Source organism: Thalassospira sp. HJ, assembly GCF_000948415.1.
Lineage (GTDB): Bacteria > Pseudomonadota > Alphaproteobacteria > Rhodospirillales > Thalassospiraceae > Thalassospira.
The window spans coordinates 512,375-539,046 of sequence record NZ_JYII01000010.1 but is presented as its reverse complement, the minus strand read 5'-3'; the positions used below and the strand labels follow the sequence as shown (position 1 = coordinate 539,046).

Genomic DNA, 26,672 nt, shown 5'->3' with positions numbered 1-26,672 from the left:
CAATGGTTTGACGGCTTATCGACCGAACTGATTGAGCAGTCCTTTCAGAAGCCCCTTGGCCGCATCCTCGGCAGAACCACCGCCAGATCCGGAAGAACTGGACGATCCGTCACCGCCGAGCGCCTTGTCGATCAGGTTATCAAGGACCTTGACGGCAACCTTGTCCATGCGACCGGTGATGACCGGATCGTCGATCTTGCCTTTGGCATAGACGCTAAACGCTGGCAGCTCTTCGATCTTTTCAGAGAAATCGAAATCAGCCTGCGTATCCATGACCCAGCGCGGCAGATCAAGGGTCGCATCCGCATCCGCCGTCCCGACACGTGAGACCGCCTCAACCCGGGTGGTTTTGGCAATACCGTTGGTGATCGTCATGTCTGCTTCGAGCGTCTGCAACAGATCGTTATTACCAACCCCTTCAACCACCATGGCCTGCGGCCCCTGACGCAACAACGCTTCGATATTCAGTTGCGGATCGGTCGAGCGATTGTCTGCATTGCTAAAGCGCACATTATTCAGAACCAGATTGGCCGTCCCATTCAGGGCCGATACCAGACGGCGGGATGTATTGCCCTGGGCATTGGCATCAAAGGTCAGGCCAACACCACCAAGGATGGTATCGTTTGCAACACGTATCGGGGCCAGGCTTTCAATCCGTGAACCATCAAGTTTCCCGGCAAGTGCCAGTTTGGGAACATCGGCACTGCGGGCATCAAAGGTGCCGTTTATGGCAAGGTCACCCTGCCCCAAAAGCCCGGTAAAGGACGGAATGGTCAGAAGACCATTGACCAGATTGGCTTTCAGGTCCGGATTGATCAGGCTGTAGGTATCAAAGTCCAGCTGATCCAACGCGATGGAGATATCCGCATCGATCGAACGCAGCGCCGATACATCAATCACATTGTCATCCCACGGCGTGCCATCACGTGCATCAACACGGGTAACATTTGTGGTTTTGGGCAGATTGAATGCCGCCTTGCGCGGACCACTGCCGATACCGGGCATCAGGCTTGCGCGTTCTGCGGCGGGCAGGAACGGATCAACCACAAGCTTGCCCCCCGAAAGGTCGACAGAAAGCTTGGGCTGTGCCTGTGAACCATCGAAACGAACGTTACCAGCTGTTTCAAACGCCCCAAGGATAAGCTTCAAGCCATCCAGTGCGACGTTCTGCGCATTGCCCTGAACATTGCCCGACACCGCCAAACGGCCAAGATTGCCTGATGGCGTATAGGTCGGGGCCAGAAGCTCAAGCGCACGGTTCAGGCTTGATGCCTGCACGGCAAGTTTGCCATCGATGCCCGGATTGCTGCCCAGCATTTCCGAGACAACACCATCAAGGGCGACCTGCAGAAGCGGGTTGGAAACATCAACCGCAACCGTCGGACCAGTCACCGGACCATTCAGGCCAAGATTGGCCTGAACACTCTTATAGCTGCTGGCCGGGGCCGGCAGGGTAATGCCGGTAAGCTTTGCCAGCGGCTCAAGCGTTTTGGCAGTCACGCGTACCGACAAATTATCAAATGCCGGAACATTGGCCGAACCGTTAAACACACCCTTTGCACTGGCCGAAAGACCGGCGGCATCAGCAACGGCAAAGTTGGTCAGGGTAATGTCAGGTCCGCTGATGCTGCCATCAATTGAAATGCCGCGTACCGAGACACCCGATGAAATGATTTCATCTGCCGCCAGTCGGTAATTGGCCGCAAGCCCTTCAAGCGGGGCCAACGCGTCCTTGATGACCTTGACCATATCGGGCTTCGTGGCAGACGCCGTGCCGCCACCCGAAGATGCCGTTCCGCCATCACCAGATGACGTAGAACCCGCATCCGAGGTCGCGGAAACAGAAACCTCTGCATCCGGGCTGGCGGCGAGATACTGATCAAGATTGATCCGATCAAGCTTCAGGCCGATGCCCAAGGCCGGCAGGCCCGACCCACTCAAATTGGCAACAACCGCACCACGAATGGCGGTGTCATCAACCCGAAGATCAAGATCGGAAATATTGAGCTGTTCACTCGTCCCCTTAATCCCGCCAGTCAGCGAGAAGCGACGCAGACGATCGGCACGAATGCCATCAACATCCGCACCCAACCAACGAATGACCGCACGAATGTTTTCCGAAGCGACTTCGTAGCTCAGTTCCGCACTCGGCGTTGGTGTTTCACCGGAAATGCTGCCAAACACGGCAACGTCCGTCCCGCCCGGCAAACCTGCGGACACTTCGTTAAGCGTCACCTTGCTGTTGGCAATTGCGGCATTGATCCGCGCGTTGTGGACCGGTGTCTGATTATAGATCAGGGTTTCGACTTCAAAATCGATTGAGGCCGTCAGATCGGCCGGAATGGCCGGGGCATTGGCCGTACCGCCTTTCTTGACCGAACTTTGCGACGGAATGGATTGCGCACCACCCGCGGCATCACCAGAAGCTGTCGATGCACTGTCAGCACTGTTTGCAGCAGGTGAAGACGTCGCATCGCCCATATCGGCCAGCACCAGAATGCTATCAAGATCAAGCTGGTTGAAGCGAAGCGCGACATCAGCACTGAGGCTTGGTTCCTGATCAATGGCAATCGCGCCCGACCCACGGGTTTCACCAAAGCGGATCGAAAGATCATTCAGCGTTACCGATTTGGCATTGGCCGTAATATGCCCGCCAAGATCAAGAGGCTTGGCAGCGATATCGGGGATATCGGCATGGTCACCGGCAATCCGAATGGCAGCTTCGCGCAGGTCGTCAAAGTCACTGTCAATTTCGCCGTCAAAACCGGGATTGTCAGATGAAAGGTCGACACGTCCGGCAACGGTGACACCGCCATCAACCTCATCAATGCCAAGCTTGAGGCTGACCGGGAACGGCGCGGTCTGGATGATCTCGCCAACATTAAGCGCAAAGGTCAGCGGGATACCGCGATAGAAGACATAACCTTCACCCTCGATCGGGCCATTCAGGGTCTGTGCGGAAACACCAAGGGTCAGGCCCTCAATACGTTCTTCGGAACCCGGCGCACGATAAATGATGGTCGCATTTTCGATTTCCAGACGGTCGACCTGAATGGTGCTGGCAAAATCGCTGCCGGCCTCTTCACCACTATCAGCGGCAGTATCCCCACCTTCGGTCGGGGTAGACGCGGTTTCGCTACCCGCACCCGGCGTTGTGATCATACCTGCATCCGGGCCGGATCGCGTTGCCTGATTGGGATCAAACACCAGGTTATTGCTGCCATCTTCAAAGGTTTCGATGGCAATCACCGGATTGATCAGGCTGACTTCGGTCACCTGCACATTGCCGGTCAGAAGCGGCATCAGGGCCACCGACACCCGGACTTCGCCGATCTCGACCATGTTGGCGTCCTGCGCGCCAGCCACATTGCCCAGACTGACATCGGTCGCAGTCAGTGACGGCGACGGGATCAGCGACATCGACAGATCACCGGCAAGGTTCAGTTCGCGGCCGGTAGCATCACGCACAGCCTGACTGATCTGTGCCTTGTAGCCATTCCAGTCGATCAGCGACGGAATGATCAGCAACGCGGCAACAAGAACCACGAGAAGTGCGCCAATTGCGGCAAGGATTTTTTTCAACAGTCAGGCTCCGCTAGATCGCAAGGTCATCCGCCGAATATGGCAGAAACCCACAAAGGTTTGATTTCATGTCCGAAAGCATAAGGCTCGTGATGACTCTCGCAACAGAAAATGGCCAAAGATTATAGCTAATTTCGGGCAAGCTTAATCACTGTGTAACCCGAACGGCGCCCCTTTGTTCCGAAGGCACCATCTTCATGTGTGTCAGCACAGCCCTCTGATCAAGCATCACCTTGATATTACGTTATTTTGAAGGATTAAAAACAAAACCGGAATCCACGGAAAGAAAACCTTTAACGCCATTTGCGAATTTACCAATTGGCGAAATACGTAGTTTAAAATCAATTGGATGGTGGAAATCGGCTTTCAAAATGATACATTTTATAAAACAAAAAATTCAATCCTGACTTTCATTCCATTCGGATGATCGTTGTACGCAATCGCGACAGGGAGGATTAAAATGACCGATACAACAATCGAAACGCCAGAAAAAGCGGTCGACCCCGGACAGCGCGGTATCGCTGTACGTACCATCACCACCGACCAATCGGGTGCCTGGCTGCAAGCCGGGTGGCGCGATTTCAAACGCACACCGGCCATTGGCCTGACCTATGGTGCGCTGTGTACCGTTGCCGGTTGGCTGATCATTCTCAGCATCTTCCGCTCCGGCCAACCCTATTTGACCTTACCACTTGCGGCTGGCTTCATGCTTTTGGCCCCGATCGTGGCGGTCGGGCTTTATGAAACCAGTCGCCGCCTAGAGATGGGCGAAAACGTTACCCTTTGGCACAGTTTGAATGGTTTTCGCCGCAATCCCGGTCAGATCGGGGCGATTGGTGTTCTGTTGATGCTGTTCTTCTTGGCCTGGACGCGCATTGCGATGCTGCTGTTTGCGCTGTTTTACAATGGCACCATGCCATCGCTTGATGTGCTGGTCTGGGAAACCTTCTTCTCTCGTGATGCGATAACCTTCCTGATCACCGGCGGCCTTCTTGGCGGTGTGCTTGCGATCATTGCCTTTGCGGTTTCGGTGGTATCGATCCCGCTTCTGGTAGATCGAGACGTTGATGTGATTACGGCTGTGATCATCAGTGTCTCGGCATTTCGCAAGAACTGGAAGGTTCTGGTCGGCTGGGGTGCAGTGATTGCCATCCTTTCGGCCTGCGGCATGGTTGTCTTCATGTTCGGACTGGCGATTACGATGCCGCTTCTTGGCTTCTCAAGCTGGCATGCCTATCGCGGGATCATTGATGAAAGTCAGGCCGACGTCGCCCGCCTGCGCCGTCAGGTTCCCTGAGCCTTTCCCGGCAATCGATTTTACAAACGCCGTCCTTGATCCAAGGGCGGCGTTTTTCATTGGTCGGACAAATCAACAAGAATGATCCAACGCGCGGGAACAAAACCCGCCCTTGGCAGTTTAAGCTTTGTGGCGATCAATCCGTGTATATGCGGTGAGACATCGTTCACGACCCCGCAAACTTCACTGGCATGCTTGCCATAAATTGTCCAAGATCAGTCGGCAACAGATCGCTATCTGGTAACCAACTGCTTTCACGAGTTCATTTGATCATGCTCAACGCCCGCGCGTCTCGTCGTGTTATCGCTGTCTCAGCCTCCCTGCTTGCCCTGTTTGCTGGCACGCAAGGGACCATGGCGCAAACCAACACGGCCGATGGACCGCAATCGACCCGCACCCCGGACGACAAATGGGGTGTGTCGCTGTCGGTTGAAAACGATCTGTTCACCCCGACAAATAGCGATCAGCACTACACCAACGGTGTACGCCTTGCCTTCATCTCGCCGGAAGATTCAGCGCCTGCAAGCTTTCTGAACGTTGCCAAACAGGTTCCGTTCTTTGCCTCCGAAGGCCGCATTCGCACCAGCTACTCGCTGGGCCAGACCATGTTCACGCCTGATGACATCACGATTGCGGAAAATCAGCCCGATGACCGCCCGTGGGCCGGGATGCTGTATGGTACTGCGGGACTTTTGTCCGATACCGGCCTGCAGAAAAAGGGATCAGACAGCAACTATTCGCGCATTGATACGCTGGAGCTGACCCTTGGCGTGGTTGGCCCGGCATCGCTTGCCGATGAAACGCAGTCCTTTGTCCATAAGCAGATCAACAGCCCTCATCCCGAAGGCTGGGACAATCAGATCAAAAACGAACCGGTCATTGGCCTGACCTATGAGCGGAAATATCGCGGCTGGTTTGAAGCCGATCTTCTGGGGGTCGAGTTCGATGCCACGCCGCACGGTGCAGTCACACTCGGGAATGCCTTTACCAATGCGGAGCTCGGCACGATGTTCCGTATGGGCTTTGACCTGCCGGCCGATTACGGCCCGCCGCGTATCCGTCCCAGCCTGCCGGGATCGGACTTCTTTGTGCCCGATACCGAGGGCTTCCCGCTGAGTGGCTATATCTTTGCAGGCTTTGCCGGGCGGTATGTTGCGCGTGACATCACCCTTGATGGCAATACCTTTACCGACAGCAACTCGGTCGATAAGGAGCCGTTGGTTGGTGATCTGCAGATCGGTCTCGCGGTGATTATCGGTCAGGCACGCCTGACCTACACCCATGTCTATCGCACCCCGGAATTCACCGCCCAAAGCGGGGCGGATCAGTTCGGGTCGCTATCGCTTTCCTTCCGCTTCTGAGCGAAAAACAAAAACGGGGCCAAATGGCCCCGTTTTCAATGCGATAGACCTATTGGTCTGATAATATCAAAGACCTGGGATCAGCTTGCCCGGATTCATCAGACCTTTGGGATCAAGGGCGGTTTTGATCGCGCGCATGACGGCGATGGTATCTTCGCCATGCTCCGTCACCATGAAATCAAGCTTGCCATAACCAATGCCGTGTTCACCGGTGCAAGTGCCACCGAGCTTAAGCGCGCGTTCGACCATGCGACGGTGCAGACGGTTGGCTTCTTCCATCTGGGCCGGATCTTCGGGATCAAGCAGGATCAGGGTGTGGAAGTTGCCATCGCCAACATGCCCAATGATCGTGCAGGTCAACGGGCTGGCATCGCAATCGGCACGGGTTTCCGAAATCGCCTCTGCCAGTTTTGAAATCGGCACACAGACATCGGTCGGCATGCCGGCCTTGCCCGGTTCAAGCTGAAGCGAGGCGTAATAGGCCTTGTGGCGAGCCGCCCAAAGCTTGTTGCGATCTTCCTGACGGGTCGCCCACTGGAATTCCTCGGCACCGAATTCCTCGGCGACCGATTGCACGAATTCTGCCTGTTCCTTAACCCCGGCCTCGGTGCCATGGAATTCAAAGAACAGCGTCGGTGCTTCCTTGTGGTCGAGCTTGGAATAGTTGTTCACCGCACGCACCTGCAACGGATCAAGGAACTCGATACGTGCGACCGGAATACCCGCCTGAATGGTCAGGATGACGGTGTTAACCGCATCTTCAACCGTCGGGAAGGCACAGACAGCCGCCGACATTGCTTCGGGGATGCCATAAAGCTTGAGGCCGATTTCGGTAATGACACCCAGTGTGCCTTCGGAGCCGACAAACAACCGGGTCAGGTCATAGCCCGCCGATGATTTACGCGCGCGGTTGGCGGTCTTGATGATTTTGCCATCCGGGGTGACAACCGTGAGGCTCAGGACGTTTTCACGCATGGTGCCATAACGCACCGCATTGGTGCCCGACGCACGGGTCGCGGTCATGCCCCCGATCGAGGCATTGGCACCCGGATCAATCGGGAAGAACAACCCGGTATCGCGAAGATGGTCATTCAGCTGTTCACGGGTCACACCGGCCTGGACACGGCAATCAAGATCCTCGTTATTGACCTCAAGGATCTGGTTCATCTGCGACACATCGATGCAGATACCACCGCGAAGTGCCGCCACGTGACCTTCAAGCGACGATCCCGTGCCAAACGGCACGATCGGCACATCGTGGGCCGCGCAAAGCTTGACCACCTCTGCCACTTCCTCGGTCGAGTTTGCAAACACCACCGCATCGGGCGGGGATGCTTCATGCCAGCTTTCATCCTTGCCATGCTGTTCAAGCACAGATGCGGAAGTCGAAAGACGATCGCCAAGCATCTCGCGAAGCGCGCTGATAAGACTTTCCGGGGTTTCGATACGTTCATACTCACGAACTGACATGATGTTTACTCTTTCGGCCTGTGTGGTCCTGATGGCGTTTGTCCGTGCTGTCTTGATACCGTGGGGAAGACAGCAGCGGACTGAAATTTGGCAGACACCCTACGCCGTGATGCCCGAAATTGGTATTACCTTTTACCAGAATTCGGCAAAAAATTATCACGGCATATCTCTGCGAGGAATATGGGGATAGCGCATGCTTCATGAAACCGCGCTATCCCCATCCATTTTCAAGACCCTTTCGGGTAAGCTTTACGTACGCAGCGCCTAGCCCTTGTTACGATCCTGCGGCAGGGCCGCAGCAATACGATCCGCCAGACGCGAGAATGGCAGGCTTTGCAGCCAGACCGTTCCCGGCCCTTCAAGGGTGGTGACAAACAGCCCCTCGCCGCCAAACAGCGCGTTGGTAAAGCCACCGACAAACTTGATGGAATAATCAATGGACGGGGTCATGGCCACCAGCGCCCCGGTATCCACCCGAAGCGTTTCGCCCGCCTGCAAATCCTTGCGAATGATCGTGCCGCCAGCATGCATAAAGGCCATGCCATCACCGCTCAGTCGCTGCAGGATGAAACCTTCACCGCCAAACAGGCCGGCACCGAGTTTCTTGGAAAAGGCGATGTCGATATCAATGCCGGCTGCCGCACACAAAAACGCATCCTTCTGACAGACGATCTCACCGCCATGTTCGGCCAGATTGAGCGGCACCACCTTGCCCGGATAGGGGGCAGCAAAGGCGACATGCCCCTTGCCCGATCCTTCATGGACAAAGCTTGTGATAAAGAAGCCCTCGCCGGTCAGCATGCGCTTGAAGCCGGAAAACAGGCCACCACCCGTGCCAGTCTGCATGGCAATGCCATCGCCCATATACATCATGGCCCCGGCCTCGGCCCGAACCCCTTCGCCGGGATCGAGTTCGATTTCAACCAGCTGCATCTCTTCGCCATGGATCGTATAGTCGATCACGTCTGCCATGTGGGCATCTCCTGTTTATCTGTTCGGATGTCGTCTTGCGCACAAGTTTGGAACCTGTCGGTTTCAATCGCAAGAAAAAGGGGCAAAAACACGACAGCTCCGCCAAAGATCAGCTCATCGACGTCCCATTTCCCGGATCTATACAAGGGATCAAAAAACCACCCTCAAGATGTTGAAGCGAAAGCATTTTGTTAAGAGGTTTCTTATACTTCCTTATAGTACTGTGCTATAATGTAATTTGAGCTGATCAGGCAGATTGATCGGCATGGGGTAAAGGCGCGCACGATGGTCTTGCTTAAAAAAAGTCGATTGGGTCACCCAGGACGAGGTCATGATGGCCTCGCTCGAAAAGTGGCAACGCGTTGTCGACCTGATGACACAGCTTCTGGGCGCAACGGCGGGCTACGTTGTTGAATACAATGAAAAGCTCGGCTTTCGCGCAGCCCTGACCAGCCAGAACCCGGAAAACCCGTCCCCCAAGGTTTCGGGCAAGCCGCAATCGCTTGATGCCAATCTTTATTGCCGTCGTGTCGTCGGGTCCAAGTCCGCCTTTTACGAACCTAATGCCAGCAACAAGCCCGAAGTGGTCGAAGATGGCTATATTTCCTATTTCGGGGTGCCGCTTATGTGGCCGAACGGCGTTGTTTTTGGAACGCTTTGCGTTTTCGATACCAAGGCAACGGCATATGAAAACACCCTGCAGGAATTGATGGAGGTCTTCCGCGACCTGATCGAGGCCGATCTGCGCCTGTATGAGCAGTATGAAATCATGCGCAACCTGTCGATGACCGATCCGCTGACCGGCATGAGCAACCGCGCAGGGTTTGAACTGCTTGCCCAGCAAAAGATCCGTATCGCCAAACGCTATCACCACAATATCGGGATCATCTTTATCGATCTTGATGACATGAAACACTGGAACGATGATTACGGCCATGCCGCTGGTGACGCAGCCCTTCGTGCCGTCGCCAAGGCGATCACCGACAGCATCCGCGAAGTTGATATTTGCGGCCGCATCGGCGGCGATGAGTTCGCCGTTCTGGGCTATGTGCGCAATCGCGGTGATCTGACCACGATCATCACCCGGGTACGCAATGCCCTTGATCACGCCAAACTGACGGTCCCGACCTCAAAATCGCCGATCCGCGAGACGCCAAAAATCAGTTCCGGGGCATCGGTCTTCTTCGATCCGCTTGATAAGAGCCTTGAGGACATGATGGCGATTGCCGATCTTGAGATGTATCGCGACAAGAAAAGCCGTCGCAAGTAACCCCTTGCTGCCTAATCCCGCACCGTTTGAAGTGATAACCGAAATGTCATCCCCGCTGTGGCGAGCACTGTGGCATTAACCTCCCGGTATTCTTTTTGGGAGAAACTCTTCCCAAAGGGTCCGCCCGAAAGAACAATGACTTAGAGTGCAAAACATGCAGATACGCAAAGGCACTGCAAACGATTTGCCAAACGTGCGTGCGATTTCGGAGCGCGCAACAGAGGCCTGCTGCCTTGTCGAGGAACTTGACGAAGCAACCAGCACCTTCGCCCACAGCCTGACCGAAGCAGCCATTGACGCATTTGTTGCGGGCATAGAATCTGACAATCATTCTGTGTATGTCGCCGCGCGTGATGAGGTTCTTCTGGGCTATGTCATTGCCATTCACGATGCACCTGAAATCCGCTGGATCGTTGTTGATCCGACGGCCCAAGGCAGTGGTGCGGGCAAGGCATTGATGATTGCCGCTCTTGATGTCCTAGCCGAAATCGGCGTGCGCAGCAATGTCCGCCTGACCGTTCCGGTGACCAATGAACGTGCCAAGGCGTTTTATCGCAAATTCGGCTTTATGGTGACCGGCCCGGTCAATGACCACAAGGTTCCCATGGTCGAAATGCAGCGCGCAGCTTGACAAATGCGCGCAATCGGACAACTTTGCGTCCGAACCTTAATCGGAGATTTTATGTCAGAGTCCCGGCACAGCCGCTGATCGCGGTTTGACAGCCTTGAGTCTTTCAACGCAAGACCGCTGATCAGCAGATCGGACCGCCTGCCCGACCTTAAAACCGGGTGCGCGTGACCGGTACTGTTGTGCCCGTCCCGATCGGAAACCGTTTTACCAACTGGTTTTCGGACTTTGACCGATGAATATTTCAAAAAATGAACAGCGCGTGCTTCATGCACTCGCTCAAGGCGGCCTGATCAAAGTGATCAAGGACGACAAAAACCATGTTCTCGAAGAAGATTGCATCACACGCGACGGATGGTTTCTGACCGCATGTACGCTTGATGTCTTCAAGAAATTGCGCAAACGCCGCCTGATCCGCTCACAAGGGGGTGCCCCCTATCGCATCACCCGTGACGGGCTCCTGGCAGTTCGCGCAGAACTATGTCAACGCTAACAGCAAAGCCCGGCTGCTTTAGCAGCCGGGCTTTGCATTCAACGAGAACACCCTCCACTAAAACGCAATCTTAGATTGACGCACCGTGACTTTAACAGCCAAAGTATATTAGAGGTTTTGGGTTATTCAGGGGCTTCAGAAGTATGATAGATCGCACTCACTGGGAGTATGAACCAGAAGTACCGATAGATAAGATCGTTCTGGATGTAGATAATCCACGGCTTGACGATTACGCAAAGAACAGTGACTTGCTTGCAATTTCCTATCTAGTTCAGTTTGAAGAAGTAATTGATCTAGCTAAAAAAATTCATGAAGTGGGCGGTCTATTCCCTGCCGAACAAATAATTTGCTTAAAGCAAGATGACGAATACGTAGTTCTAGAAGGTAATCGACGCGTCGCTGCCTGCAAAATTCTCTTGCGTCCATCTCTTGTCTCAAAAGAGCATCTTGCAAGGCAGATTCCTACGATTGATGAGAACCTACGAAAGAACATTCAGAAGCTTGAAGTTCAAACGGTTCCGACGAGACAAGTATCAAATCCAATTATCGCTAAACTTCATCTCTCAAAGTACAATCGCAAACACTGGAACCTACGCCGCCGAATCAATGCAGCTCAGAACTTCTTGAGCGAAAATGTGCCAATTGAAGAAGTATCTAGTTACTTCGAAGAAACAAACGACGATATCTACAAATATGTAAGATATTTCGCATGCATCAATCATACGCTAATGACACCGTTTCTGAGCGATTCTGAAAAAGAGATCCTAAGAGACGCGACTGTTGATATAGAACCTTACCTTGACGTGGTATTTAACAACAAAATCAAGGATCACTTCGGGCACAAGCTTTTTCTAGAAGATGGATCGATAAATGTTAAGTTCCCCAAAAATGAAGAGGTAATCACCGAAATTTGCCGTCACTGCATTGTGTCGCAAAAACGGAATACTGAGCACCGATTTCAGAAAGGATCGAGCGTTGGAAAGTATTTAAAAAACTGCTTTCCCATTAACGAGCACGCTGAAAACGAAAAGACTAGTGGAAAGTTCGATTTTTCCTTTAAGGATGGAACGATAAAATCATCAGTTGTTGAGTTTCCTCAGCAAGCATCCAAACTGTCGCAAACTAGTGAACCCGATCCGAATGATGGATCACCTCGATACTTACGTCCTGTCCTTTTGAACAACCTTAATTACAAGAACACAAAAGATAGCCGTTTATCGCACTTGGCTGCAGAAGCAAGAAGCCTAAGCAATCTATCAACTGTCCCCACACTATCTCTTTCTTTTCTTATTCGCGCACTCCTAGAGCGTGGGTTGATACTAACTTTCCCCGCCATCTCCCAAGGGGGCCGGAAAAAGAAAATAGGGCTTGGAGATCTTATCAACTTTTCCCAACAAAACCCCGACGCATTGCCTCATAAGATTGTTGAATCTCTTCAAAACCTACAAAGTCGCACTATGGTTCGCGACTTAGAAAATAATATTCATAACGACGCGGGCAACAGTACCCCAAGCAACCTTAAGGTAATCTGCGGAGCAACAAGCCATATAATTCAATACTTCTTAGACACATACTGAATCTTAGAGAGTCTTGTCTCTCTGCCTTTATTGAGCAGCCTTCTCTCCCGCAATGGCCTGTGCCCGTTTATAGGGGCCGGTAGGTATTTCCTTGGGATCAAAGGTTTCGGCTGAGGCGCGGCCCCAGCGGGAATGCCATTCGTGGAGTTCCGGAAGTTCGGTATCTTGCAACAGGAAGCCTTCGGGAAGGTAAGGATAGGCTTCGTTGCCATCAACGAATTCGTTGTCTTTCTGGCGCACCATGAAGTGATAGGGCATGAAATTGCGCGGATCGGTCAAACCGGCAGCCCCGGTGATTTCAGCCAGTGCATGCATGGTGTTTTTATGGAAGCGCGCAACGCGTTCGCTTTTGTCACCCGGATCAAGGGCGCGCTGGCGGATTTTATCCTGTGTCGCGATGCCGACAGGGCAGCAGTTGGTATGACAGCTTTGGGCCTGAATGCAGCCCAGTGCAAACATGAAGCCACGCGCGGCGTTACACCAGTCGGCCCCAAGCGCCAGCGTACGCGCGATATCAAAGGCAGAGACGATCTTGCCCGCAGCACCAATCTTGATCTGATCACGGATGCCAGCGCCACGGAGCGCATTATGGACAAAGGTCAGACCTTCTTGCATCGGCATGCCGACACGGTTGGCAAATTCGACCGGGGCCGCACCGGTGCCGCCCTCCTTGCCATCGACCACGATAAAGTCAGGCGTGATGCCGGTTTTAAGCATCGCCTTGATGATCGACATGAATTCGCGACGGTGGCCAATACACAGCTTGAAACCGACCGGTTTGCCACCCGAAAGATCGCGCAAGCGACCGATGAATTCCATCAGGCCAATTGGCGTATTAAAGACGCTGTGCGCAGCCGGAGACACACAATCCTGCCCCATCGGAATACCACGCGCCTCGGCGATTTCCGGGGTAATCTTGGCTGATGGCAACATGCCGCCATGGCCGGGTTTTGCGCCTTGGCTCAGCTTTACCTCGATCATTTTGACCTGCGGATCGGCAGCCGTGACGGCAAACTTTTCCTCGGAAAAGCTGCCATCTTCGTTGCGCGCGCCGAAATAGCCCGACGCCACCTGATAAATCAGATCGCCACCGCCTTCGCGGTGATAGCGTGAAATGCTGCCTTCGCCGGTGTCATGGGCAAAACCGCCTTTTTTCGCACCCTTGTTGAGCGCCAGGATCGCGTTGCCCGACAGCGCCCCAAAGCTCATGGCCGAGATGTTATAGAGGCTGCAATCATAGGGCTGCTTGCAATGCGGCCCGCCAACACGCACCCGGAAATCGGTGTCCGTGATGTGCTTGGGCGCGACGGAATGGGTGATCCAGGAATAGCCGGATTTATAGACTTCCTCGATCGTGCCGAACGGGCGTTTGTCTTCGACACCCTTGGCGCGCTGATAGACAAGACCGCGTGCCTGACGGCTGAACGGGATTTCGTCCTGATCGCTTTCAAGCAGGTATTGGCGGATTTCCGGACGGAAGCTTTCGAGGATGAAACGAATATGCGCACTGATCGGATAGTTGCGCAGGATGGAGTGCTTGTTCTGATAAAGGTCATGCAACCCCACCAGCACCAGCACACCGAAAATTGCAGCCGGCACCCAGAACCAGCTATCCATCGCCAGCGCAAGGACCACTGAGGCCAAAGCCAAAACCACAACACTCGCGATCACGAAATAGCGCTGGTTCAATATGAAGAATTTCACGGTGCTCTCTTCCTGTCCTGTTCAGGCCGATCTGATCCCCCGAAATACCGCCTGTGCGGGCAGGCATCTGGTATTTCGCATCCAAGATAGCAGCAACATCCATGATCATCGTTGATTTGACCACGGGCCTCAATGGCAATGTCGTTGATTTTTAATGAAACCCCACGTGAATTGCATGTAGGGACGATCTTTATAACATCAAGAAAAAGCCGCCTTGCAACAGGGAGCAAGGCGGCTTTGGGGACCGGAAACATCAGGTGTTTAAGGGGGGAACACATTCCCGGCCCGGGACATCTGGTTGGGTGGGCGGTCAGGCCTTGCCGTAACCGCCACCGCCCGGAGTTTCGATGACAAAGACATCGCCCGGATGCATTTCCGCACCGTCGGTGCCCTTGAGCTCGATCACCGTGCCGTCGATCCGTTCGATGGCATTACGGCCAAGCTGGCCGGGTTCCCCACCCTGGCATGCCTGAACCGGCACACGACGGTGGTTGGACAGGATCGATGCGGTCATGTCTTCAAGGAAACGAACACGACGGATCGCACCATCGCCGCCCTTGTGCTTGCCCGCACCGCCGGAACTCTTGCGGATTTCGAAGCTTTCGAGCAGGACCGGGAAGCGCCATTCAAGAACTTCCGGATCGGTCAGGCGCGAGTTGGTCATGTGCGAATGAACAGCTGCCGTACCATCAAAGTCAGGCCCGGCACCGGTACCGCCACAGATGGTTTCGTAATACTGGTGCGTATCATTGCCCCAGGTGAAGTTGTTCATCGTGCCCTGACCACCCGAAAGCACACCAAGGGCGGCATAAAGCGTATCGGTGACATGCATGCTGGTTTCGACGTTACCGGCAACGACGGCGGCCGGATAACGCGGATTAAGCATCGATCCTTCGGGCACGATCAGGTTGACCGGCTTCAGGCACCCGGCATTGAGCGGAATGTCATCATCAACAAGCGTTCTGAAGACATAGAGCACAGCCGCACGGGTCACCGCAGACGGCGCATTGAAGTTGTTATCGAGCTGATCGGACGTGCCGGTGAAATCGACCGTTGCCGAACGGGTAGCCTTGTCGATGGTGACCTTGACGCGGACGACCGCACCATTGTCCATCTCATAAGCGTATTCGCCGTCTTTCAGCACATCGATGACACGACGCACGCTTTCTTCGGCGTTGTCTTGAACGTGCTGCATATAGGCATGCACCACATCAAGGCCAAAGTGATCGACCATCTTGCGCAGTTCCTGCACACCCTTTTCATTGGCCGCGATCTGTGCGCGCAGATCGGCGATGTTCTGATAGGGGTTACGTGCCGGGTATTTTGCACCTTCGAGAAGATCGGTCAGACCTTTTTCATCAAACGCCCCCTGATCAACCAGTTTGAAGTTGTTGATCAGAACGCCTTCTTCTTCAAGAACGCGGGAATTCGGCGCCATGGAGCCTGGGGTGATGCCGCCAACATCGGCATGGTGACCACGCGATGCGACATAGAACAGTACTTCCTTACCATCATCACCAAAGACCGGCGTGATCAGGGTGATGTCGGGCAGGTGCGTGCCGCCGTTATACGGGTCATTGAGCATATAAACATCGCCCGGCTTCATCTTCCCGGCGTTGTTATTGATCACGGCCTGAACCGACTCACCCATCGATCCAAGGTGGACGGGCATATGCGGGGCGTTGGCAATCAGAAGACCTTCCTGATCAAACACCGCGCACGAGAAGTCCAGACGTTCCTTGATGTTGACCGAGTAGGAGGTGTTGGCAAGAGTGACACCCATCTGCTCGGCAATGTTCATGAACAGGTTGTTGAACACTTCAAGCATCACCGGATCGGCCTGGGTCCCAATTGCCTCGGTCCGTTTCATCGGCACAACACGGTTCAGGATCAAATGATCAAGGCCATTCACCTTGGCTTCCCAGCCCGGATCGATCACGGTGGTGCCAACCGGCTCGACGATAACCGCCGGACCACGAACGGTCGCACCCGGTTTCAGGTTTTCACGTTTGTAGAACGGGGTTTGTTCGGTTTTGCCATCAAACACGACCGGACGGGTCGCCAGCGGCTTGAGCATGACTTCCGCGCCACCCAGTTCAGCCATGGCAGACGGCAGGCTCTGGGTTTCGCCAATGGCTTCGACCGCGACGGCTTCAACGACCAGCGGCTTCTCGCTCATGACAAAACCATAGCGCTGCTTGTGCTGTTCTTCGAACTGGGCCTTGATGGCATCGACATCGCCGAAATCAACGATCAGCGGGGTGTCGGTACCGTCATAACGGAGATGCAGGCGTTTCAGCAGGCTGATTTTGTCATCAGAAATGCCCTGCTCTTTCAGCTCAGCCAGGGCGTCAACAGCCAACGCATCCAGCTGCTTATCAAGGTCGGCAAGGCCACTGGCGGCAAGCTGGCCTTCTACGGCCTGCTCACGCATGGCGCGGATATCGGCAAGGCCCATGCCATAGGCCGACAGAACGCCCGCGAACGGATGAACAAAGACCTTGGTCATGCCAAGGGTGTCGGCCACCTGACAGGCATGCTGACCACCGGCACCGCCAAAGCACTGCAGGATATAGTCGCTGACGTCGTAGCCGCGCTGTACCGAGATCTGCTTGATGGCGTTTGCCATGTTTTCAACGGCAATGCGCAGGAAGCCTTCGGCGACTTCTTCGGGGGTGCGGATCTGGCCGGTATTCTTTTCGATGTCAGCCGCCATTTCCTCGAAGCCCTTGCGGACGGCTTCGGCATTAAGCGGCTCGTCGCCTTCGGGACCAAACACATTCGGGAAGAAGTCCGGCTGAACCTTGCCCAGCATGACGTTGATGTCGGTAACCGCCAGCGGACCACCACGGCGATAGGCCGCCGGGCCCGGGTTTGCACCGGCACTGTCCGGGCCAACGCGGAAACGCGCACCGTCAAAATGCAGGATCGAGCCACCACCGGCGGCAACCGTGTGGATTTTCATCATCGGTGCACGCATGCGCACACCGGCAACCTGGGTTTCGAAATCGCGTTCGTATTCGCCGTCATAGTGCGAAACGTCGGTCGAAGTACCACCCATGTCGAAGCCGATAACCTGCTTGTAGCCATCCATTTCGGCCGTACGGACCATGCCGACCACACCACCAGCAGGACCGGACAGAATGGCGTCCTTGCCCTGGAACTTGGCCGCATCGGTCAGACCGCCGTTCGACTGCATGAACATCAGCTTCACGCCACCCAGCTCACCAGCAACCTGTTCGACATAACGACGCAGGATCGGCGACAGATAGGCATCAACCACGGTGGTATCACCGCGCGAAACCAGCTTCATCAGCGGGCTGACCTGGTGGCTGGTCGAAACCTGGGTAAAGCCGATGTCGCGGGCAACCTTTTCGGCTGCCAGTTCATGGGCGGTATAGCGATAACCATGCATGAAGACGATGGCACAGGCACGAATGCCGCTGTCATAGACCTTCTGCAGGTCAGCACGCAGCGCATCAAGGTCCATGCCTTCGAGCTCGTGACCCTGCGCGTTGAAGCGGCCCGCAGTCTCGATCACGGTTTCATAAAGCGTTTCCGGCAGAATGATGTTGCGATCAAACAGTCGCGGGCGGTTCTGATAGGCGAGACGCAGCGCATCGCGGAAGCCCTTGGTGGTAACCAGCACGGTGCGATCACCCTTACGCTCCAGCAGGGCGTTGGTTGCGACCGTGGTGCCCATCTTGACGGCTTCGATCTTCTCAGCCGGGATTTTCTCGCCCTCAGCAACCTCAAGCAGCTCGCGGATGCCCTGAATGGCAGCGTCCTTGTAGCGTTCGGGGTTTTCCGAAAGCAGCTTGTGGGTGACAAGCGTGCCATTGGGCTTGCGGGCAACGATATCGGTAAAGGTGCCGCCGCGATCAATCCAGAACTGCCATTTCGGCTGTCCGGTCGTCTGCGAGGTGGGCGAATTTTGGTCGAGCGGTGCCATGATGCGCACTCCTTAAGGCATCTGTAGTCAGAAAATTCGAATATTTAATTCAGTCCAGTCGATCGCCGTTAGCCACTCATCTGCGTTGGCAGCCAGGTCACGATCCCCGGGAAGACGGTGATCAGAAGGGCGGCAAACAACAGCAGGAAAAAGAATGGCAAGGCAGCAACTGCAATCTTGAACAGGTTCTTGCCTGTCAGGCCTTGCAGCACGAAAAGGTTAAAGCCGACCGGTGGCGTGATCTGTGACATTTCGACCACCAGCACCACATAGATGCCAAACCACAGAAGGTCGATGCCCGCGGCCTGCACCATCGGCAGGATCACCGAAGTGGTCAGAACCACCACCGAAATCCCGTCAAGGAAGCAGCCAAGGACGATGAAGAAAATGGTCAGTGCGCCAAGCAGTGCATAAGGCGACAATTCCATATGGGCGATCCAGGCCGCCAATTCGCGCGGCACACCGGTAAAGCCCATGGCAACCGTCAGTACCGCCGCCCCTGCAAGGATAAAGCAGATCATGCAGGATGTGCGGGTCGCCCCCATGATGCCATCAAGCAGACTTTCCTTGGAAAGCGAACCGCTAAGGCCTGAGAGGATCAACGCGCCAACCACACCGAATGCCGCAGCCTCGGTCGGGGTGGCAACCCCGCCATAGATCGAACCGATCACAGCAGAGATCAGAAGAATGACCGGGATCAGACGACCCGATGCATGGATTTTTTCGGCAAACGGGATGCTCGGTTCAGCTGCTGGCATCTTGTCCTTGTTGATCGTGGCCCAGATGCCAACGAAGCTCATGAACATGACGATCAGCATGGCACCAGGAATGACGCCGGCGATGAACAGACGGGCAATGGAAAGTTCGGCCGAGACACCATAAACAATCAGAATGATCGACGGTGGGATCAGAAGACCCAGCGTACCGGAACCGGCAAGCGTGCCAAGGATCAGGCTATCGGCATAGCCCTGTTTACGAAGTTCGGGGATCGACATGCGCCCGATGGTCGCAGCAGTCGCCGCGGACGAACCAGACACAGCCGCAAAGATACCACACCCCAGAATGTTCACATGCAACAACCGGCCCGGAAGCTTGTTCAGCCACGGGGCAAGCCCGGTGAACATGTCTTCTGAAAGGCGAGACCGGAACAGGATTTCACCCATCCAGATAAACAGCGGCAGCGGTGCCAATGACCAGGTCGCAAGGCTTGACCATGCTGTGGTGGCGATAATCGGACCGGTTTGGCCGCTTGTGAAAACATCAATGGCAAAAACACCAATGGCAAAAAGTGCAAGTGCAACCCACAGACCAGCGCCCAGAAACAGGAACAGCAGGCCCATCAGGATTAAACCGATTTGAAGTACGTCCATGACCGCCCCCTACTCGTTCAGTTCGTTTGCTTCGCCGCTGACGAAAGCGGGTTCGCGGCCAGCCAGAAGATCAACAAATGCTTCGAGCAGTGCGATGGTAAAGACAACAAGTCCAAACGCCATGGCGGTTTGCGGGATCCACAGCGGGAAGGCCAGAACGCCGGGCGACGTATCGCCATACGAAAAGCTTTCCTGGGCCAGAACCGCCATCCACCAGGCGAAGTAACCGGCAAGATAGATCGCAACCAGAAGGGTGATCGCTTCGACCAAACGGCGGACACCGCCTTTAAGGTGGGAAAGAACGATCATGACCCGGATATGGGTGCCGGCACGAAGTGCAGGACCAAGGGCAAGGAACGTACCGGCAGCAAGCGAGAACCCGGCCAGTTCATTGGCATCGTGAACGGCGATCCCGACAAGGCGCCCCAAGGACTGAGCCAGGATCAGCAGCGCGATGATTACCAGGAATGCGGCCGCCAGAACGGCACTGAATTTGAATAAATAATCTAGCAGTCTGCGCACAGCAGTCCCCCTTTCCGCCAACGATTATCCCCAAAGCGACTTATCGTAATGAACGGACAGTAACATTAAAATGTGCGGATTGTCCGGGACCGAACGGATGACGACAACCGTCCGGCCCCGGCAATTGGCAGGAACCGGATATTAGTTCTTGAACGCGTCGATGATGGCTTTGCCTTCATCGCCGGTTTTTTCGAGCCAACCAGCAACCATCTTGTCGCCAGCTTCTGCCAGACCGTTTTTGAGTTCTGCACTCGGTGCAGCAACGTTCATGCCGTTGTCAGAGAGAATTTTCTTTTTCTCTTCGGCTTCTGCCATGCTCATTTCCCAACCGCGGGTCTCGGCTTTGGCAGCCGCTTCAAGAACGGCAGCCTGAACGTCGGCAGAAAGGCCATCGAATGCTGCTGCACTTACAACAACCATGTTTTTCGGAAGCCATGCCTGAACGTCATAGAAGTTCGAAACGAAGTCCCAAGCCTTGGAGTTCGCACCGGTCGACGGCGAGGTGATCATCGCTTCGACAATGCCGGTGGCAAAGGCGGTCGGGATTTCCGGAACTTCAACCTGGGTCGCAACCATGCCGGTCAGGGACGCCAGTTCAGACGTGGTGGCGTTATATGCACGGAACTTCACACCTTCGAGGTCAGCAACGGTATTGACTTCGTCTGCGGTGTAAAGACCCTGTGCCGGCCACGGAACAGCATAAAGAACTTTAAGGCCGTCTTCAGCAAGGGCTGCTTCGATGCCAGCGCGCGATACTTCCCAAAGTTTCTCGGCATCTTCATAGGAAGTCGCCAGGAACGGGATCGCGTCAACGGTGTAGATCGGGTTTTCGTTCGCCAGCAGCGAAATCAGTGTTTCGCCGATCGGGATCAGGCCGCGCTGAACCGAACGTTTGATGTCAGCATGCTTGAATAGCGAACCACCGGAATGAACAGTGATGTTGAGTTCGCCGCCGGATGCTTCATTTACGTCCTTGGCAAATTCGATGATGTTCTGGGTGTGGAACGTCGCGTCCGGATACGGTGTTGCCATGTCCCAGGTTTCTTCAGCGGATGCGAAACCGGCTGACATGGTGATCGCTGCAACTGCGACGGTTGAAAGTGCTTTTTTCAACATTTTTCAAGTCTCCCTGTGTGTGATGCAAGCCGATACACGCTTTCGTGTACCGAGACTCCAAAGTAGCCTCCCGACACATTGATCACATTTTACCGATAAATTGTCAATGTTGTTTCATAACTACCATGCAAAAACTGCAACCCGAGTACATCCCTGTGAAATACCGGATCATTGCCAATCCGTTGTCCCGCAACAGAAAACGGGCGGCAGTCCTTCTGATCTGCCGCCCGTAATCTTTTAGGATGATACCAAGAAAAATGTGCGATTTGCTTTGGGCTGGCCCCTAGATCGAGCTCGCCGCGCGGGATGCCTGATCGTAAACGCCGGAAATTGCGCGAAGCGTCTTGGCAACATCGCCTACTTCCTCTGCGTTCACGCCCAGCCGCTGGAAGGTTTCAACAAGGCAGTCTTCACGCACCTGGCGATATTTCTCACACATGTCGCGGCCTGCAGCGGTTGTTGCGTAATGCACTTCCTTGCCGCGCTTGACCCCATCAACCAGACCAAGCTTGCGAAGCTTTTTAAGGGAATAGTTCACAAGGTGGCTGTCTTCGACATTCAGCACAAAGCAAACCTCGGACAGGCTTTTTTCGCGTTCACGCGAATTGACGTTGTGCAGAACCAGAATATCAAGAACCGACACATCGGGCATACCGGCCGCACGCATGCAACGCACCATCCAGCGGTTAAACGCGTTGCCCGACAGGATCAGGGCGAATTCAAGTTCTGAAAGCTCGGCTGCGCGTTCCGAGACAAGATGTGACGAGGAGACAATGCGCGTTTTATCAGCCATCCGACGTTTCCTGTTATGCGGTTCTTCTGGTCAATCACGGCAAACGTGACCAGCATTGTTGGAAATTTGTCGGAATTTTATCGCGATAAAGGCGGCAAGGTAAACCCCTCGCCGCCTTATACTTATCGACAATTCGTCGTTAAAGTGCTCGCATCCGTTCCAGGAAACCATCAATCTGGGATCGCAGATCACCACTTTGATGCCCAAGATTATCCGCCGACTGATTGACATCACCGGCCGCTGCATTGGTTTCGTTCACGGCTGCCGACACCCCTTGCATCGCGGCCGAAATTTCCTCGGTCCCGGCGGCGGCCTGTTCAACGTTTTGCGAAATCTCCGCCGTGGCAACTGTTTGCTGTTCTACTGCAGCGGCAACCGCAGCGGCCCTTTCGCTGATGTCCGAGATCATTTTGACGATCTCGTCGATGGCATCGACGGCAAGACCTGTTGCCTGCTGGATATCGTTGATCTGGGTTGTGATATCCTCGGTCGCCTTGCCGGTCTGATTGGCAAGGTTTTTGACCTCGCTTGCGACCACGGCAAAGCCCTTGCCAGCATCACCGGCACGGGCCGCCTCGATCGTCGCGTTCAGGGCCAGAAGGTTGGTTTGCTCGGCGATGTCGCTGATCAGGCTGATCACCTCGCCAATCTTGATCGCAGAGTCATTCAATCCCTGAATATTATCGTTTGTATGACGCGCACGCTCTGTTGCTGATTGCGCCATGCTCGATGTTTCCGTCACCTGACCGGAAATCTCACTGATCGAGGCGGACAGTTCGGTCGCAGCCGTTGCAACCAGTTGAACATTCGAAGATGCCTCTTCGGCACCTGATGAAACGACCATTGACTGGTTTGTCGCCGTTTCTGCACTGCTACGCAGGACATTGGATACCTGATGGAGTTGCTCAACCGCGGTGCCGACATCTGCCATGACGGCAACGACAGCCTCATCAAACTCCTTGATATAACGTTCCTGTGTTTCCATGCGTTTGCGACGTTTTTCATCTTCGGCTTTCTGGGCGGCTTCAAGCTTGATGCGCTCGATACCGTTTTCACGGAACACCAGAACCGCACGTCCCATCTCGCCAATCTCGTCGGCCCGGTTCACTTCATTGATATCGACATCAAAGTCGTTTTCCGCCAACCGGGTCATCTTTGTTGTCAGGCCAGAAATCGCGCGCACAATTGCCCGTGACAACAATAGCGACAGCACCATCAGTGCAAGCACGCCGACCGCATACATCACAACTGTGACGGTCAAACTGGTGGTCGCAATTTTTTCAGCACGCAGCATTTCGCCTTGCGCAGTTTCGCCAATTGCCAGACTGATCTCATCCAAAAGCGGTTCGGCCTCGGCATAAAAATCAGACAGGAAGCCAAGCTCGGCCTCGCGCTGAAGGATCTTTTCCGACAGAGCTTTGAAGTCAGTGACATATGACTTCATCAGATTGGTGATTTCCGTTTTTTCACTGGCGGGGATGCTTGACGTCGCAAGTGCAGGAGCAAATTCGGCAAGGCGATCATCAATGCGCCCGACATATTTCGGATCAAGACGTGCCAGAAAATCCTTCTCGTGGCGACGCATCATCAACATGATGACGGTCAGGTTATCGGCATTATATTTCTTCAACGCCTCTTCGACGTTGTGCACAGATCCCCGCAACCGCCCCAACAGGCCTTCTTCTTCGTTCAGGCCAATTTCACGCTGAAGTTCGACGACGGTCGAGAACTTGGCCGAATAGTTTGCAAAGGCCGAAATGATGGCGGCAAGTTGCGCATCATAAGCTTCCAAAGTTGGCGCATCTTCCAACTGCGCCAGACCAATATTCACTTCAGCAACAACTTCCGCATGCTGCGTGACGTATTCCTCATCCTTCCGAAGCAGGAAGTCCTTTTCACGCCGGCGGGCATTGAGAAAATCCTTCGAAATCGCGTCAGCGACGAGCTTGTTGTCGAGCGCTGTTTCAGCGATCTCCTCGGCTGACTGTCTCTGTTGCTCGGCAACGAATTGCACGACACCGACAACAACAAAAATAAGCAGCGCCACCCCACCAATCAGCGATATTTGATAGAGAAGCTTCATTCTGGAAAGAAAATTCATACTGACCCCCAGCAGTTACGTCGCATGTGCCACGGCTGATCGCTCTCCGGCAAATGCGCAGGTTCTATTCAACAACGAAATGAAGACACCTCACGCACCCGCCAGCCCAAGTTTGGGGACCTCATCCCCAATTGCCGGGAAAACATTTGGCTTCAAAGCCACGGCAAGACATTCATGATGCCCGCCTGGTGCCTGCTCTTACTCAAGTGATTCACATTTGAACTCAGGCACAACAAAACAAGGGGAAAGATCACTCTTTCCCCTTGTTCCAATTTCAATCCTGAAATGAAGTCTCGCTAAATCGCCTTATGAGATGGAGCGCATTTTCGCAAGGAACGTATCGATCCGCTCGCTGAGCCCGTCGCTCTGGCGGCCCAGATTGTCGGCCGATCCGCGGACATCGTTGGCTGCCTCGCTGGTTTCGGCAACAGCAGATGATACACCCTGCATGGCGTTTGAGATTTCGCTGGTTGCCGATGCGGCCTGTTCGACATTTTCCGAAATCTCGCTGGTGGCAACGGTCTGCTGTTCCACTGCCGCCGCAACCGAAGACGCCCGTTCACTGATATCGGTGATCATTTGAACGATGGCATCAATCGCATCGACAGCCGATTGCGTTGCCTGCTGGATATCGTTGATCTGGCTTGAGATATCCTCGGTCGCCTTGGCGGTCTGATTGGCAAGGTTCTTGACCTCGCTTGCAACAACCGCAAAGCCCTTGCCGGCATCACCGGCACGCGCAGCCTCGATCGTTGCGTTCAGAGCCAGAAGGTTGGTCTGTTCTGCGATATCGCTGATCAGGTTAATGACCTCGCCGATCCGCACCGCCGCGGCATTCAGACCCTGAATGTCGTCATTGGTGGTTTGGGCACGGTCACTGGCCGTCGCAGCCATTTTCGAAGTATCGCTGATCTGACCCGCGATCTCGTGGATCGAGGCCGAAAGTTCGGTCGCAGCCGTTGCCACGAGTTGTACGTTCGAAGAAGCCTCTTCACTGCCAGCAGAAACGGTCGTTGATTGCTGGTTGGCTGTATCAGCACTATTGCGCAACAGCTCGGACACAGAATGAAGCTGCTGCACGGCGGTGCCCACTTCGCTCATCATCGCGACGACATCATCGTCAAACTCGCGAATATGCTGTTCCTGTTGTTCGATACGCTGGCGCTGTTTTTCATCAAGTTCGCGCTGCTGGACTTCGAGTTTTTGCCGCTCCAACCCGTTTTCGCGGAAAACAACCACGGACCGGCCCATTTCACCGATCTCGTCCTTGCGGTCCGCTTCATCGAGCTTGACGTCAAAATCGTTTTTCGCCAGTCGCGCCATCTTGGTCGTCAGGCCAGTGATCGCCCGAACAATTGCACGCGCCAGTATGGTCGACATCAAGATCATGATGATCGCACCGGCGATAAAGATGGCAAAGGTCACCTGAACACCGGTATGGGCGATTTCCTCAGCCCGGCGCTGCATATTTTCTGCGACCGTTCGAACTTCATTGTCGAGTGTTGCCAGAATGGGCTCGACCGCCGCGTAATAGCCACTTAGACGCTCCAGCGATGCTTCACGCTCAAGAACTGCATCCGCCAGCGTTTTGAAGTTCGCCAGATAGGAATCCATCAGCTTGCCAAGCTGCTGTTTCTTTTCGTCCTGAATGCTGCCCGCCTGTGCAAGGGCCGTCGCAAACTGCTTGCCGGTTGCCTCGACACTTTCGACATAGGCCGGATCAAGACGGGCAAGGAAATCCTTTTCGTCCCGGCGCATCTGCAGAACGGCAATCGACAGATCCTTGGTACCGCTTAGCCCCAACATCGCTTCAAGCTTCGCCACTTCCCCCAAAGCGGTTTCGACTTCCGACGCGGCATTGCGCATTTCGCCCAGCAATCCAGAACTTGGATCCAGACCGACCTTGCGCTGAAGATCGACAACGGTGGCAAACTCGGCGACATAATTGTCGACAGCTGTTTGGGCCAGGCCGACCTGTTCAAGAAGACCGCCAAGCTCTTCGCGCCCCGCGAGTTCTTTTAGCCCGGCCCGGATTTCCTCCGCCGCCCCTGCATGGGCGGTGACATATTCCTCGCTTCGTCGAAGGACAAAATCCTTCTCATGACGTCGGGCATCAAGAAACGCCCGCGAAACAAGACCAACGGTCCGGGAATCCACACTTGCGGCCTTGGCGATCTCTTGCGCTGCCTGACGCTGTTGATCGGCAACAAATTGGGTAATTCCAACAATGGCGAAAATCACCAATGCGACGATACTAAGCAACGAAATCTGGTAAACCAGTTTCATACGCGACAAGAAAGACATGTTTCCACCCCACATTCCTGATGTTCGTGTTCTTTTTGTTCGTTATTTCAACATCATAAAGCATTCTACCATCAGTAGATATATAAACACTAAAGTATAGACCAATTGTTAATTAGCACTACCTTTAGAAATACCACCCGTGAATTTGCCCATTTCTTTT

17 protein-coding genes are annotated in these 26,672 nt (G+C 54.4%); 6 read left to right on the top strand and 11 right to left on the bottom strand.

Annotated elements, in window-relative coordinates; genetic code table 11:
• Positions 1–15: 15 nt before the first annotated feature.
• Positions 16–3,582 carry an AsmA family protein gene (locus UF64_RS07850; protein ID WP_044828025.1) on the bottom strand — a complete coding sequence of 1,189 codons (3,567 nt, stop codon included), beginning with the start codon at positions 3,580–3,582 and terminating at the stop codon, positions 16–18.
• Positions 3,583–4,042: 460 nt separating this feature from the next.
• On the opposite strand from UF64_RS07850, the gene UF64_RS07845 reads away from it, so the two are divergent.
• Complete coding sequence (locus tag UF64_RS07845; protein ID WP_044828024.1) at positions 4,043–4,879, top strand: DUF2189 domain-containing protein; 837 nt, start codon at positions 4,043–4,045, stop codon at positions 4,877–4,879.
• A 272-nt stretch (positions 4,880–5,151) separates the two neighbouring features.
• On the top strand, positions 5,152–6,240 hold the full coding sequence (locus UF64_RS07840; protein ID WP_044828023.1) for a lipid A deacylase LpxR family protein: 1,089 nt from the start codon (positions 5,152–5,154) through the stop codon (positions 6,238–6,240).
• 66 nt (positions 6,241–6,306) lie between these two features.
• Here UF64_RS07840 and UF64_RS07835 read toward each other — a convergent pair whose 3' ends face one another.
• The gene (locus UF64_RS07835) at positions 6,307–7,710 is read right to left on the bottom strand and encodes an FAD-binding oxidoreductase (protein WP_044828022.1); all 1,404 of its coding nucleotides are present in this window, start codon (positions 7,708–7,710) and stop codon (positions 6,307–6,309) included.
• A 264-nt stretch (positions 7,711–7,974) separates the two neighbouring features.
• Positions 7,975–8,682: a TIGR00266 family protein gene (locus tag UF64_RS07825; RefSeq protein ID WP_044828020.1), complete on the bottom strand. Its 708-nt coding sequence runs from the start codon at positions 8,680–8,682 to the stop codon at positions 7,975–7,977.
• Between the two features lie 331 nt (positions 8,683–9,013).
• On the opposite strand from UF64_RS07825, the gene UF64_RS07820 reads away from it, so the two are divergent.
• From UF64_RS07820 to UF64_RS07805, 4 genes are all read left to right on the top strand, one after another.
• Positions 9,014–9,952 carry a sensor domain-containing diguanylate cyclase gene (locus UF64_RS07820; RefSeq protein WP_044828019.1) on the top strand — a complete coding sequence of 313 codons (939 nt, stop codon included), beginning with the start codon at positions 9,014–9,016 and terminating at the stop codon, positions 9,950–9,952.
• A 154-nt stretch (positions 9,953–10,106) separates the two neighbouring features.
• Positions 10,107–10,583 carry a GNAT family N-acetyltransferase gene (locus UF64_RS07815; protein WP_044828018.1) on the top strand — a complete coding sequence of 159 codons (477 nt, stop codon included), beginning with the start codon at positions 10,107–10,109 and terminating at the stop codon, positions 10,581–10,583.
• Between the two features lie 232 nt (positions 10,584–10,815).
• Entirely contained in the window at positions 10,816–11,073 is a 258-nt protein-coding gene (locus tag UF64_RS07810; RefSeq protein WP_044828017.1) for a YjhX family toxin, read from the top strand.
• A gap of 143 nt (positions 11,074–11,216) precedes the next feature.
• Positions 11,217–12,650, top strand: a complete 1,434-nt coding sequence (locus UF64_RS07805; protein ID WP_044828016.1) for a hypothetical protein — start codon at positions 11,217–11,219, stop codon at positions 12,648–12,650.
• A gap of 27 nt (positions 12,651–12,677) precedes the next feature.
• Here the strand turns inward: UF64_RS07805 and UF64_RS07800 are convergent, their stop codons facing one another.
• The 8 genes from UF64_RS07800 to UF64_RS07765 form a co-directional block, all read right to left on the bottom strand.
• Positions 12,678–14,354 (bottom strand): FMN-binding glutamate synthase family protein, encoded by a 1,677-nt coding sequence (locus UF64_RS07800; RefSeq protein WP_044828015.1) that lies wholly within the window; start codon positions 14,352–14,354, stop codon positions 12,678–12,680.
• Between the two features lie 310 nt (positions 14,355–14,664).
• Positions 14,665–18,306, bottom strand: coding sequence for a hydantoinase B/oxoprolinase family protein (locus tag UF64_RS07795; RefSeq protein ID WP_044828014.1), 3,642 nt, complete (start codon positions 18,304–18,306; stop codon positions 14,665–14,667).
• A 68-nt stretch (positions 18,307–18,374) separates the two neighbouring features.
• Positions 18,375–19,676, bottom strand: coding sequence for a TRAP transporter large permease (locus UF64_RS07790; protein ID WP_044828013.1), 1,302 nt, complete (start codon positions 19,674–19,676; stop codon positions 18,375–18,377).
• Between the two features lie 9 nt (positions 19,677–19,685).
• Positions 19,686–20,198 (bottom strand): TRAP transporter small permease, encoded by a 513-nt coding sequence (locus UF64_RS07785; protein WP_044828012.1) that lies wholly within the window; start codon positions 20,196–20,198, stop codon positions 19,686–19,688.
• A 141-nt stretch (positions 20,199–20,339) separates the two neighbouring features.
• Positions 20,340–21,314, bottom strand: coding sequence for a TRAP transporter substrate-binding protein (locus tag UF64_RS07780; protein WP_044828011.1), 975 nt, complete (start codon positions 21,312–21,314; stop codon positions 20,340–20,342).
• Positions 21,315–21,597: 283 nt separating this feature from the next.
• Positions 21,598–22,107 carry a winged helix DNA-binding protein gene (locus tag UF64_RS07775; RefSeq protein WP_044828010.1) on the bottom strand — a complete coding sequence of 170 codons (510 nt, stop codon included), beginning with the start codon at positions 22,105–22,107 and terminating at the stop codon, positions 21,598–21,600.
• Positions 22,108–22,246: 139 nt separating this feature from the next.
• Entirely contained in the window at positions 22,247–24,190 is a 1,944-nt protein-coding gene (locus UF64_RS07770) for a methyl-accepting chemotaxis protein (RefSeq protein ID WP_052657501.1), read from the bottom strand.
• 324 nt (positions 24,191–24,514) lie between these two features.
• The gene (locus UF64_RS07765) at positions 24,515–26,512 is read right to left on the bottom strand and encodes a methyl-accepting chemotaxis protein (protein ID WP_082049621.1); all 1,998 of its coding nucleotides are present in this window, start codon (positions 26,510–26,512) and stop codon (positions 24,515–24,517) included.
• Between the last annotated feature and the right edge of the window lie 160 nt (positions 26,513–26,672).

Coding starts and splice junctions, on each gene's coding strand:
- UF64_RS07845 (WP_044828024.1), top strand. CDS start 4,043: ATGACCGATACAACAATCGAAACGCCAGAAAAAGCGGTCGACCCCGGA.
- UF64_RS07840 (WP_044828023.1), top strand. CDS start 5,152: ATGCTCAACGCCCGCGCGTCTCGTCGTGTTATCGCTGTCTCAGCCTCC.
- UF64_RS07835 (WP_044828022.1), bottom strand. CDS start 7,710: ATGTCAGTTCGTGAGTATGAACGTATCGAAACCCCGGAAAGTCTTATC.
- UF64_RS07825 (WP_044828020.1), bottom strand. CDS start 8,682: ATGGCAGACGTGATCGACTATACGATCCATGGCGAAGAGATGCAGCTG.
- UF64_RS07820 (WP_044828019.1), top strand. CDS start 9,014: ATGATGGCCTCGCTCGAAAAGTGGCAACGCGTTGTCGACCTGATGACA.
- UF64_RS07815 (WP_044828018.1), top strand. CDS start 10,107: ATGCAGATACGCAAAGGCACTGCAAACGATTTGCCAAACGTGCGTGCG.
- UF64_RS07810 (WP_044828017.1), top strand. CDS start 10,816: ATGAATATTTCAAAAAATGAACAGCGCGTGCTTCATGCACTCGCTCAA.
- UF64_RS07805 (WP_044828016.1), top strand. CDS start 11,217: ATGATAGATCGCACTCACTGGGAGTATGAACCAGAAGTACCGATAGAT.
- UF64_RS07795 (WP_044828014.1), bottom strand. CDS start 18,306: ATGGCACCGCTCGACCAAAATTCGCCCACCTCGCAGACGACCGGACAG.
- UF64_RS07790 (WP_044828013.1), bottom strand. CDS start 19,676: ATGGACGTACTTCAAATCGGTTTAATCCTGATGGGCCTGCTGTTCCTG.
- UF64_RS07780 (WP_044828011.1), bottom strand. CDS start 21,314: ATGTTGAAAAAAGCACTTTCAACCGTCGCAGTTGCAGCGATCACCATG.
- UF64_RS07775 (WP_044828010.1), bottom strand. CDS start 22,107: ATGGCTGATAAAACGCGCATTGTCTCCTCGTCACATCTTGTCTCGGAA.
- UF64_RS07770 (WP_052657501.1), bottom strand. CDS start 24,190: ATGAAGCTTCTCTATCAAATATCGCTGATTGGTGGGGTGGCGCTGCTT.
- UF64_RS07765 (WP_082049621.1), bottom strand. CDS start 26,512: ATGTCTTTCTTGTCGCGTATGAAACTGGTTTACCAGATTTCGTTGCTT.